The sequence below is a fragment of the uncultured Halovibrio sp. genome (assembly GCF_913056445.1).
Lineage (GTDB): Bacteria > Pseudomonadota > Gammaproteobacteria > Pseudomonadales > Oleiphilaceae > Halospina > Halospina utahensis_B.
This window is the reverse complement of sequence record NZ_CAJXMA010000033.1, coordinates 18,846-28,337: the sequence shown is the minus strand read 5'-3', so window position 1 is coordinate 28,337 and position 9,492 is coordinate 18,846. Positions and strand designations below refer to the sequence as shown.

General features: G+C 57.2%; 11 protein-coding genes. All 11 read left to right on the top strand.

Annotated elements, in window-relative coordinates:
* Positions 1–723: glycosyltransferase (locus QZ501_RS08360; protein WP_295718703.1), on the top strand; the 723-nt coding region annotated here is incomplete at its 5' end.
* Positions 720–1,589, top strand: a complete 870-nt coding sequence (locus QZ501_RS08355) for a sulfotransferase (protein WP_363174760.1) — start codon at positions 720–722, stop codon at positions 1,587–1,589. The genes QZ501_RS08360 and QZ501_RS08355, both read left to right, overlap by 4 nt.
* Positions 1,590–1,593: 4 nt before the next feature.
* Positions 1,594–2,205 (top strand): sugar transferase, encoded by a 612-nt coding sequence (locus tag QZ501_RS08350; RefSeq protein ID WP_295718702.1) that lies wholly within the window; start codon positions 1,594–1,596, stop codon positions 2,203–2,205.
* Between the two features lie 291 nt (positions 2,206–2,496).
* On the top strand, positions 2,497–2,919 hold the full coding sequence (locus tag QZ501_RS08345) for a type II toxin-antitoxin system MqsA family antitoxin (RefSeq protein WP_225741797.1): 423 nt from the start codon (positions 2,497–2,499) through the stop codon (positions 2,917–2,919).
* A 22-nt stretch (positions 2,920–2,941) separates the two neighbouring features.
* On the top strand, positions 2,942–3,301 hold the full coding sequence (locus tag QZ501_RS08340) for a hypothetical protein (RefSeq protein WP_151441704.1): 360 nt from the start codon (positions 2,942–2,944) through the stop codon (positions 3,299–3,301).
* 634 nt (positions 3,302–3,935) lie between these two features.
* Positions 3,936–4,475 (top strand): hypothetical protein, encoded by a 540-nt coding sequence (locus tag QZ501_RS08335; protein WP_151441249.1) that lies wholly within the window; start codon positions 3,936–3,938, stop codon positions 4,473–4,475.
* Positions 4,450–4,926, top strand: a complete 477-nt coding sequence (locus QZ501_RS08330) for a hypothetical protein (protein WP_295718696.1) — start codon at positions 4,450–4,452, stop codon at positions 4,924–4,926. Before QZ501_RS08335 ends, QZ501_RS08330 begins: the two co-directional genes overlap by 26 nt.
* A gap of 19 nt (positions 4,927–4,945) precedes the next feature.
* The gene (locus QZ501_RS08325; RefSeq protein ID WP_151441247.1) at positions 4,946–5,872 is read left to right on the top strand and encodes a HipA domain-containing protein; all 927 of its coding nucleotides are present in this window, start codon (positions 4,946–4,948) and stop codon (positions 5,870–5,872) included.
* Positions 5,869–6,639, top strand: a complete 771-nt coding sequence (locus tag QZ501_RS08320) for a DNA-binding protein (RefSeq protein WP_151441246.1) — start codon at positions 5,869–5,871, stop codon at positions 6,637–6,639. The genes QZ501_RS08325 and QZ501_RS08320 overlap by 4 nt, the downstream gene beginning before the upstream one ends.
* A gap of 136 nt (positions 6,640–6,775) precedes the next feature.
* Positions 6,776–8,008 (top strand): DegT/DnrJ/EryC1/StrS aminotransferase family protein, encoded by a 1,233-nt coding sequence (locus QZ501_RS08315; RefSeq protein WP_295718693.1) that lies wholly within the window; start codon positions 6,776–6,778, stop codon positions 8,006–8,008.
* A gap of 46 nt (positions 8,009–8,054) precedes the next feature.
* Positions 8,055–9,425 (top strand): MBL fold metallo-hydrolase, encoded by a 1,371-nt coding sequence (locus QZ501_RS08310; RefSeq protein WP_151441244.1) that lies wholly within the window; start codon positions 8,055–8,057, stop codon positions 9,423–9,425.
* Positions 9,426–9,492: the final 67 nt, after the last annotated feature.

Here is a 9,492-nt window from a genome sequence, read left to right as displayed (position 1 = left end):
TTAGCTTTTCCGAGATCTAACTGTACTGTTTTTCAGAACAAAGATGATAAGTCACTATTTATCCGGAAAAACTGGGTTGATGAAAAGCGCGCAATGCTAATTATTGGCTCTGGTGTTAATTTGACACAATTCACGCCAAACTTTCAGCCAATTGAAGAAAGTAGACCGATACAAATCGTGATGCTGGGAAGGTTGATTTGGCACAAGGGTATGTACGAATTTTCTCAAGTTGCAGAACACATTCGCCGATTACATCCTGACGTCAGGCTCGTATGGGCAGGCGAGCTAGACCTTGATCATCCTGACGCTGTTCCGGAGCAGTGGCTTAGTTCTCAAACGAACTTCGATTATCTGGGCCGTGTTTCAGATGTGCCGGAACTTTTGCGGCGCTCAGATATTTTGTTGTTTCCTTCCGTTTATCGCGAAGGTGTGCCACGTAGTGTGATGGAGGCTGCTGCCACCAAAATACCTTGTGTGGGTTTCGACGTCCCTGGTGTTCGAGAAGCGGTTCGTCACGAAATAACAGGTTATCTAGTTGCAGAAGGAGACATCGATGGGCTAACAAAAGCCGTGCTATCTATGCTGAGTGACTCAGAATTACGTACCCAGATGGGAGAGCAAGCGCGATTCTTGGCGGAAAATGAATTTGATATAAACAAGATCTCAGCAGACTATGTGCAGACTTATCGTGACTTTGGAATTGATATTCCTGCTTTTGGATGATTTGGATGAATTGTAAACCTATTATGATCATCGGCGCTCCCCGATCCGGCACCAACATGCTCCGCAACGCCCTCACCTCCCTGGAAGGCATCAGCACCTGGCCCTGCGATGAGATCAACTACATCTGGCGCCATGGCAACGTGCGGTACCCCTCCGATGAGATTCCCGCTGAAAATGCGACGGAACCCGTTGCCCTATACATCCGGGGTTGTTTCACCAGCATGGCACGGCGCACTGACGCGGAAACGCTCGTAGAGAAGACTTGCGCCAATTGCCTGCGCGTGCCCTTTGTTGACCGGGTAGTCCCGGAGGCCCGTTACATCTACATCGTCCGGGACGGCATCGATGCCATCGGCTCCGCCCGCCAGCGCTGGACGGCGGGGCTGGACATTCCTTACCTGCTGGAGAAAGTCCGGTTTGTTCCGGTGAGCGATCTGCCCTATTACGCCTTCCGTTATTTCTGGGCCCGCCTGTTTCGGCTGGTCTCCCGGGAGAAGCGGCTGGCCTTCTGGGGGCCGGCCCTCGACAACATGCAGGCCATCCTGCGCAATCATTCGCTGAATGAGGTCTGCGCGCTGCAGTGGCAGCGGTGCGTGGATAAGGCGGATGAGGCGCTTTCCCGGATGCCGGAAAGCAAGGTGCTGCACGTAAGCTACGAAACCTTCGTCCGGGAGCCGGAGGCGGAGATGCGACGCATCCTGAGCTTCATGGGGCACGACGAGGTGCCGGATGATACGATCGCGAACGCGGTGGCCGGCGTGTCCAGCAAGACCATCGGCAAGGGGCGCAAGGCGCTCGGTGATGACGAGGTGGCTGGTCTTGAGGCCCTGGTCAGTTCCTCCCTGCGGCGCTACGGCTATCTCTAAAGCGATGGCGGATGGTCTCTCACCTGGGCAGCAGGCCCTGAAACGCACCTTTGATGCCTCGGTCGCCTTTGTCGGCCTGGCGCTCACCTTCTGGCTCATCGCCCTCACCTGGCTCCTCGCCACCCTCGACACCCGCAGCAACGGCTTCTTCACCCAGAAGCGCGTGGGCAAGGACGGGCGGCTGTTCACCGTGGTCAAGCTCAAGACCATGCGCCCGAGCCGCGCACACCACACCACCATCACCCAGTCCGGCGACCCGCGCATCACGCCCCTGGGGCGCTTCTTCCGCAAGACCAAGCTGGATGAGCTGCCCCAGCTCTGGAACGTGCTGGTCGGCGACATGAGCTTTGTGGGACCGCGCCCAGACGTGCCCGGCTACGCGGACCGCCTCGATGGCGAACAGGGGCTGCTGCTCACGGTCCGCCCCGGCATCACCGGCCCCGCCACCCTGGCCTACCGCGACGAGGAGGCCATCCTCGCCGCCCAGCCGGACCCGGAGCGTTACAATGACGAGGTGATCTACCCGGACAAGGTGCAGATCAATCTGGAGTACATCCGGAACTGGCGGTTCCGGGATGATCTGGTTTATATCTGGCGGACGGTTTGTGGGGGGTGAGGTCGCGAGTCGATGGTATCGCGAGCAAGGCTCGCTCCTACAAACGGTCGGGATTACGGGTGATGTTGCGGGCGCGGATCACGAGACTGTAGGAGCTTGCTTGCAAGCGATCCTGGATCATCGCGAGCGAAGCTGGACGATAAGACGCAGCGTTAGCCGACTAGCTAAACGGCTCCCGTTATGCCATCATCACAAAACTAACCATAATGGTTAGGAGCATTGAGTGCCTTTATACGACTTGGACGACGTAAGAGCGGCAAGGAGGCAACATTAGCTTTTGAGGCTTTCCGTATGTACGAATGCAAAGCTTGCGGCTCGCACGACGTAACGCAGCACGCCGAGAATGAAAGTATCCGGTACCGTCAGGGCGCTGTAGACGTCGCTTTGTCGTATTGCGTCTGTAACGCCTGTGGGCGCGAATTCGTGCCGACAGAGGTCATTAAACAGAATGATGCATTGATCCGGGCTGCCAGGCGCGCTTACGACGGCCTGCTGTCTCCGGAACAAATCCGCCATGGCCGGCAGTCACTGGGACTGAGCCAGGAGGAAGCTGCCAGCGTGTTCGGCGGTGGTGCCAATGCCTTCTCCAAATATGAGCGGGGCGAAGTCACGCAGAGCGTGGCCATGGATCGGTTGATTCGGCTTTGCGTGAATCATCCAGAGTTGTTGGATGAGATCCGTTCCGGGTTCCATGAGGTGTCAACGCTCAGTTGACCTGCACTACCCGGCCGACGAAATGCGCCAGCAGTCAAAGCTCAGTGTCTCAGGCGATCTTATTTCTAAAGAAGCAGAGTCCGGAGGGGCGGATGAGCTCTACTTGAGGGCCTTCGTCAGTTTTGGGCTGCGCTTCGTGCGCAAAGAGGAAACCACAGAAAACAGCGACCAGGGCCCTCTCTCCGAGCTGACGGCGACCTTTGCTGTGATTTATCGAATGAGCCGGGAACTCCCGGATGACACCATCCAGGAATTCATTCAGCACAATGTGGTTCACAATGCCTGGCCCTTCTGGCGTGAGCATGCCATTCGTTCTGCCTCCGAGGCCAAGCTTCCCCGCCCGCAAATCGGCTTATTCAAGCCACGGGCTGAATCCGAATAACGCTGGCCTCAACAGTTGTGGGTGATGTTGCGGGTGCGGATCACAGAGCTGTAGGAGCTTGCTTTGCAAGCGATCCTGGAGAAATCGCGAGCGGGGCTCGCTCCTACGGATTATGCAAGAGGCAGGCATTTGACCAACCCAACTGGCATGCTGTAGCTTTCTGCTCATCCATGGAAGAATCTTAACCAGAGAGGCCGCACGCTCACGAGCCGGTAGCCTCTGATAGCAGAAGCAACGGATATGCGAAAAGTCCTGTTTTCCACCCTATCAACCTGCTTGGTCGCCATATCGGTTTTCTCTCTTCCGATCGCGAACATTTACGCCTACTCCTATATAGTCCCACTTTGCCCAGAGACAGAGGTTTGGTCAGCGCTTCTTGAGCCGGTGGGTGGATGTGACTTTTATCTTTATGCACTCCAAGCCCTATTCGGGGGACTGCTTTTTTTATTTCTCAGGATCATTAATTCAAAATATCTATCCCCTTCTGAGCATCTGGCACTGTTCTTTCTATCCTCAGTATTTCTGACATCGCTATCCGTGTACATCGGACGTTACTATTTCACGGAAGCACTTTGGTTTTTAATGCCGGTAATTGTTATATCACTAAGCAACCTGTACCAATCATGGAGGATTTATGTCGAGCGGACTCGAATACAGAATGCCGGAGAAGGATACCGCTAAAGTTGCGTATCTCTGTCAGATCCTGAATCTGGAAAAACAACGGTTCAAGGATTTACCGGATAGAAAGCTCGTCGGCCTTTTATCCGATGTGATTCTTTATCACCACGTTCCCCGGATGGAACAGCGGCAGATTCTTAAGCGTTTGACGACACTGCCTGGCCCGTTGCACGCAAAATTGAGATCCAAGGTCGCAACACCACTCGTGCAACCTCTCTGGAGTGTGTGGTCACTGCCCACTCAGGAGTTATTTGAGTATCAGGAGCTCTTCGATACCATCGCCTCGTTTGGCAATTTTTTTGGCTACTCATTCAGCGCGATGTCAGCAAAAGAGATGATTGCCAAAGTCAAGTCACTTCCCGACGAAGGGGGAAGAACTCCGATAACGCTGGCCTCAACAGTACTCATCTGGGGTTTCTTCTGGAACAACGAAAGCGCCAGGCAGACCATTCAGCAGGAGATCAATCGACGTGCAGGAAAAAAGTTCCAGAGCTGACCGGGTTCTGATCTCCAGCCTGGCATTGAAGGTAGGTCTGGCGGATTGGTTTCGATTCGTCAGGCTTTGCCTGCCAATTCTATTCGTTCTGGCTATTTACTTCTTTGAGATTCAGTTCAATCTCAGCGGCGTCATGAAGGCTGTACTGGTTTTTCTGGGATTGGAGATCATCAGTGACGCACCAGATTTTCTCTCCAAAGTGCTACGCAGAACAGAACCGGTTCTTGTCACTGGCAATGGCTTTATTGAGCTGAAACTGGAAAACGAATACCGGATCCCCATGAACAATCTGGTCAGCATGCAGGTGGACACCCATTGGTGGCCTTTGAAGCGCAACACCATAATCTTTGAGTTTCCCGAGGAGACTCAGGTTATTCGGACCAATCTCGATTACGGCCCCCTTTCCCGGTACTTAAATCAAATGAGTCGTGAACTGAAATGCGCTCGATAAGCGGCTGACCTGTCACGCTATGGAAAGCACATTCCCGATCATTGAAATTGACGCTGACTGGGCACTGGATGATGAGCCCATGGGGAGCAAGGACAAGTTCTGGCTTGAGCGCCCCGGAACAAGTCAGCTCCCATGGCTTTTCAAGTACAGTCGGGAGAACGAAGGAGAGGCCACCGGCGAGCACTGGGCCGAAAAGATTGCGGCTGAGCTTGCTCGAATGCTCGGAGTACCGCACGCCGAAGTCGAATTGGCGCGTTTCAATGGGCAGTGGGGGAGTCTTTGTCGGATGTTCTCGGAGTTAGATGACCATGCCATCGAACTGGTTCATGGTAATGAATTGCTGGCCGGGGCAATTCCGGAATATGACCCCGACCGGCGTTTCGGGCAGGTGCAGCACACGCTCGATAACATTTTCAGGGCGATTCGCTACGGCATAGGTGAGAATGAGCAGCGGCTGGAAGAGGCATTCAGCGGGATAGCAGGCTTTGTGGTACTTGATGCGCTCGTGCTCAACACTGACCGCCATCATGAAAACTGGGCATTGTTCCGGAGAACGTCAGTTCAGAGTCAAACCATTCACTGGCTGGCGCCGACGTTTGACCATGCATCTTCGCTCGGGCGCGAACAGCCCACACAGAAACTCTGTCAATGGCAGGATGACAGAAATCTGGACCGCGCAAAATGGTATGCGAACCGTGGAACGGGCGGCGTTTTCCGCCGTGTTGATACCCGTAAAGGCGAAAATCCTCTTACTCTGGTAGAATTGGCAGCCCGGAGATGGCCTCAATACTTGGATCCTTGGCTGGAAAGGCTCCACAAAATCCCAGTCCCAGAGATCGAACGAATTGTTGACGCAGTGCCCCAGGCCGCCATATCAGAAGAACACCGCTGGTTTGCCAGAGAGCTGCTAAACTACACTTACACTCGTTTAACGAGCCTGAGATGACGCAAACACTCTTTCTTGCATGGCAGGATCAATACAGTGGACCCGAAGCGCAGCCGGCGAGTCGGTTGTGGTTCCCCATTGGCCGCCTGGATATTGCGGAGAACGAGCGTGATTATCGCTTTCGTTACACCCACGGTGCAGAAGTAGCAAGGCAGAAAGCCGGCTTTGAACCTTTGGATTCCTTTCCTGAGCTGAAAAAGGATTACCATTCAGCCGAGTTGTTCACGTTGTTCCGCAACCGGGTCCCCAGCCCCAATCGTCGTGACTATGCGGACATTGTCCACCGCCTCGGTCTTGATGTGGATGCTGGCTCCTACGATATTCTGGCAGTTGGTGGAGGTCGCCGGCAGACCGATAATCTGGAGGTATTCCCCCAGATCCAGAAACGCGTAGACGGAGGCTTTGACTGCCGGTTTTTCCTCCATGGCTGGCGGCATGTCAGTGAAAGTGCAAGAGCGCACATCAATGAGCTCCAGGCTGGCGATTCTCTGCGGGTTGCTATCGAGTTGAATAATCCGGCAACAGGCATCGCGCTACAGCTCCAGACGGCGGATGACTACCACATGCTGGGTTGGGCACCGCGGTACCTGGTCCACGATCTGATGAACGCGGTTTCTGAAGCATCGAACGACCTCAGAGCGGAAGTAGCACGAGTAAACCCCGCGCCAGTGCCCCACAACCAGCGGGTTCTGGTACAGATGTCAGGCCACCTGCCAACCAATTACAGTCCGATGGATTCAGAGGAATTCATTCCGCTGGTAGGCTGACTCCCTCAGAGCTAGCGATATCCCGCCCATGTAGGAGCGAGCCTTGCTCGCGATCTTTTGTATTCCGGATCTTATCGCGAGCGAGGCTCGCTCCTACGGTGTTGAATTCGAATTTGATGATGGAATGTTTTAACCGATGCTGAACGGTCCTTTCTCTCCCTGGCCCTCCTTCACCCAGGAAGAAGCCGATGCGGTGCAGCAGGTGCTGCTGTCCAACCGGGTGAATTACTGGACGGGCGGGGAGTGCCGTGCCTTTGAGCGGGAGTTCGCGGCCTTTGCCGAAACCGGATACGCGGTGGCGGTGGCCAACGGCACTCTCGCGCTGGATCTGGCGTTGAAGGGGCTGGGGATTGGTGAGGGGGATGAGGTAATCGTGACCTCGCGGTCCTTCATCGCTTCGGCGTCCTGCATCGTCACCGCCGGTGCCACGCCGGTGTTTGCGGACGTGGACCGGGATTCGCAGGTGATCACGCCGGAGACCATCCGCCCCTGCATCACGGAGCGCACCCGCGCCGTCATCTGCGTGCACCTCGCGGGCTGGCCCTGTGACATGGACGGCATCAATGCCCTGGCCCGGGAACACGGGTTCTCTGTGATCGAAGATTGCGCCCAGGCCCACGGGGCCCGTTACAGGGGGCGTGCGGTGGGCAGCTTGGGGGATGTGGGCTGCTGGTCGTTCTGTCAGGACAAGATCATGACCACTGGTGGCGAGGGTGGCATGGTCACTACCAGTGATTCCGAACTCTGGGCCCGCATGTGGAGCTTCAAGGACCACGGCAAGAGTTACGACGCGGTCTACAACCGCGAGCACCCACCCGGGTTCCGCTGGCTCCATGAGAGCTTCGGCAGCAACTGGCGCATGATGGAGATGCAGGCGGTGATCGGCCGCATCCAACTCCAGCGCATGCCCGAGTGGCAGGAGCAGCGTCTGGCCAACTGCGAGGCGATCTGGCGCACCGCCCGCGAATGTCCCGGCCTGCGTGCGCCGGAGGTGCCGGCGGACATCGAGCATGCCGGCTACAAGTGTTATGTGTTCGTGGAGCCGGACCAGCTCGCCCCCGGCTGGGACCGCGATGCCGTCCAGCACGCCATCATGGAGCGGGGCGTGCCCTGCATGTCTGGTTCCTGCTCGGAGGTTTACCTGGAGAAGAACTTCCGGGATGCCGGGCTTGGGCCCGGATCGCTTGCGGGGGTTCAATCGCGAGCTGGGCTCGCTCCTACAGAAGATAACGAGAATGCCTTCCTTCCTGTTGCCCGCGAGCTGGGCAGCACCAGCCTGATGTTCCTCTGCCATCCCACCCTGACGGATTCCGAAATTGAGAAAACCTGTGATGTGCTGAAGGCGGTTATGGTCCAGGCGACGGGGTAATTGAGCGTTCCAGCGCACTCTGGGAGGGCCGCTTAAAAGGACTTTTATGGCATTTACGATCACACACCATGGCGCAGTGAGCGGCGTCACCGGCTCCTGTCACGAGCTGACACTGGGCCCTAACGGCATTCTGATGGACTGCGGCCTGTTTCAGGGTTCGGACAGCCAGGGGCGGGCCTCGGCCAGTGAGCTGGCCATTGAGTTCCCCATCGAGCATATCCGGGCGCTGGTGGTCACCCATGTGCACATTGACCATGTGGGCCGCATTCCCTACCTGCTGGCGGCCGGCTTCGAAGGGCCTATCCTGTGCTCCGAGCCCTCCGCCCGGCTGCTGCCGGCGATGCTCGAGGACGCGCTGAAGATCGGCTACACCCGGGACTATGAGCTGATCGAGCGGGTTCTGGGGCTGATCCGCAGACGTACCCGGGCCATTCCCTACAACCAGTGGCATCCGGTGTTTGAGGAGGGGGATGCGTCGCTGGCCATTCGCCTGCAGCGGGCCGGCCATATCCTGGGTTCCGCCTATGTGGAGTGCGATGCCCGTTCGGGGAGTGCACGGGAACGCATCGTGTTCAGCGGTGACCTTGGCGCACCTGGGACGCCTCTGATTCCGTCACCCGAGACACCGGAAGCCTGCGATCGATTGATTCTGGAGAGCACCTACGGCGACCGGGACCACGAGCATCGGGATGACCGCCGTGAGCAGCTCCGGGCTGTGATCGAGCAGGCACTGGGCGACGGCGGCACCGTACTGATTCCCGCCTTCAGCCTTGGCCGCACCCAGGAGCTGCTCTACGAGCTGGAAACCATCTTCCACGACAACCAGGGCGAACCCTGGCGGGATCTGGAGATTGTGGTGGACTCACCGCTGGCGGCGAACTTCACGGCGCTGTACCGCGAGCTCAAACCTTTTTGGGATGAGGAGGCCATGGAGCGGGTGGAGGCGGGGCGCCATCCTCTTTCCTTTGAGCAGCTCACGGTGATTGATGATCACCAGGATCATCTCAATGCCGTGGAGTACCTGAATGACACGGGCCGCCCCTGCGTGGTGCTGGCCGGCTCCGGCATGTGCGATGGCGGGCGCATCGTGAACTACCTCAAGGCCATGCTGGGCCAGAGCCGCAATGACGTGGTCTTTGTGGGCTACCAGGCCGAGGGCACCCCGGGCCGCGACATCCTGCGCTACGGCCCGGAGGGTGGCTGGGTGGAGCTGGACGACGAGCGCTACACCATTAAGGCGGGCATCCACCAGCTCAGCGGCTTCTCCGCCCACGCGGGCCGTTCCGACCTACTGCGGTTCGTGGATGGCATGCGCCCTGCCCCGCAGGAGATCCGGCTGGTTCACGGCGATCAGGGAGCCAAGAACGCGTTGGCGGAGGCCCTGCAGGATCGCGGGCACCAGGTGGTGATTCCCTGAGCCCGTAGGAGCTTGCCTTGCAAGCGATCCTGGGGTTTCACGAGCCTCACTCGCGATTATTTTTCGC

Excerpts from the sequence above, each read along its gene's own strand:
- QZ501_RS08340 (WP_151441704.1), top strand. The coding sequence starts at position 2,942 with ATGCGCCAGCAGTCAAAGCTCAGTGTCTCAGGCGATCTTATTTCTAAA.
- QZ501_RS08355 (WP_363174760.1), top strand. The coding sequence starts at position 720 with ATGATTTGGATGAATTGTAAACCTATTATGATCATCGGCGCTCCCCGA.
- QZ501_RS08315 (WP_295718693.1), top strand. The coding sequence starts at position 6,776 with ATGCTGAACGGTCCTTTCTCTCCCTGGCCCTCCTTCACCCAGGAAGAA.
- QZ501_RS08345 (WP_225741797.1), top strand. The coding sequence starts at position 2,497 with ATGTACGAATGCAAAGCTTGCGGCTCGCACGACGTAACGCAGCACGCC.
- QZ501_RS08310 (WP_151441244.1), top strand. The coding sequence starts at position 8,055 with ATGGCATTTACGATCACACACCATGGCGCAGTGAGCGGCGTCACCGGC.
- QZ501_RS08320 (WP_151441246.1), top strand. The coding sequence starts at position 5,869 with ATGACGCAAACACTCTTTCTTGCATGGCAGGATCAATACAGTGGACCC.
- QZ501_RS08325 (WP_151441247.1), top strand. The coding sequence starts at position 4,946 with ATGGAAAGCACATTCCCGATCATTGAAATTGACGCTGACTGGGCACTG.
- QZ501_RS08350 (WP_295718702.1), top strand. The coding sequence starts at position 1,594 with ATGGCGGATGGTCTCTCACCTGGGCAGCAGGCCCTGAAACGCACCTTT.
- QZ501_RS08335 (WP_151441249.1), top strand. The coding sequence starts at position 3,936 with ATGTCGAGCGGACTCGAATACAGAATGCCGGAGAAGGATACCGCTAAA.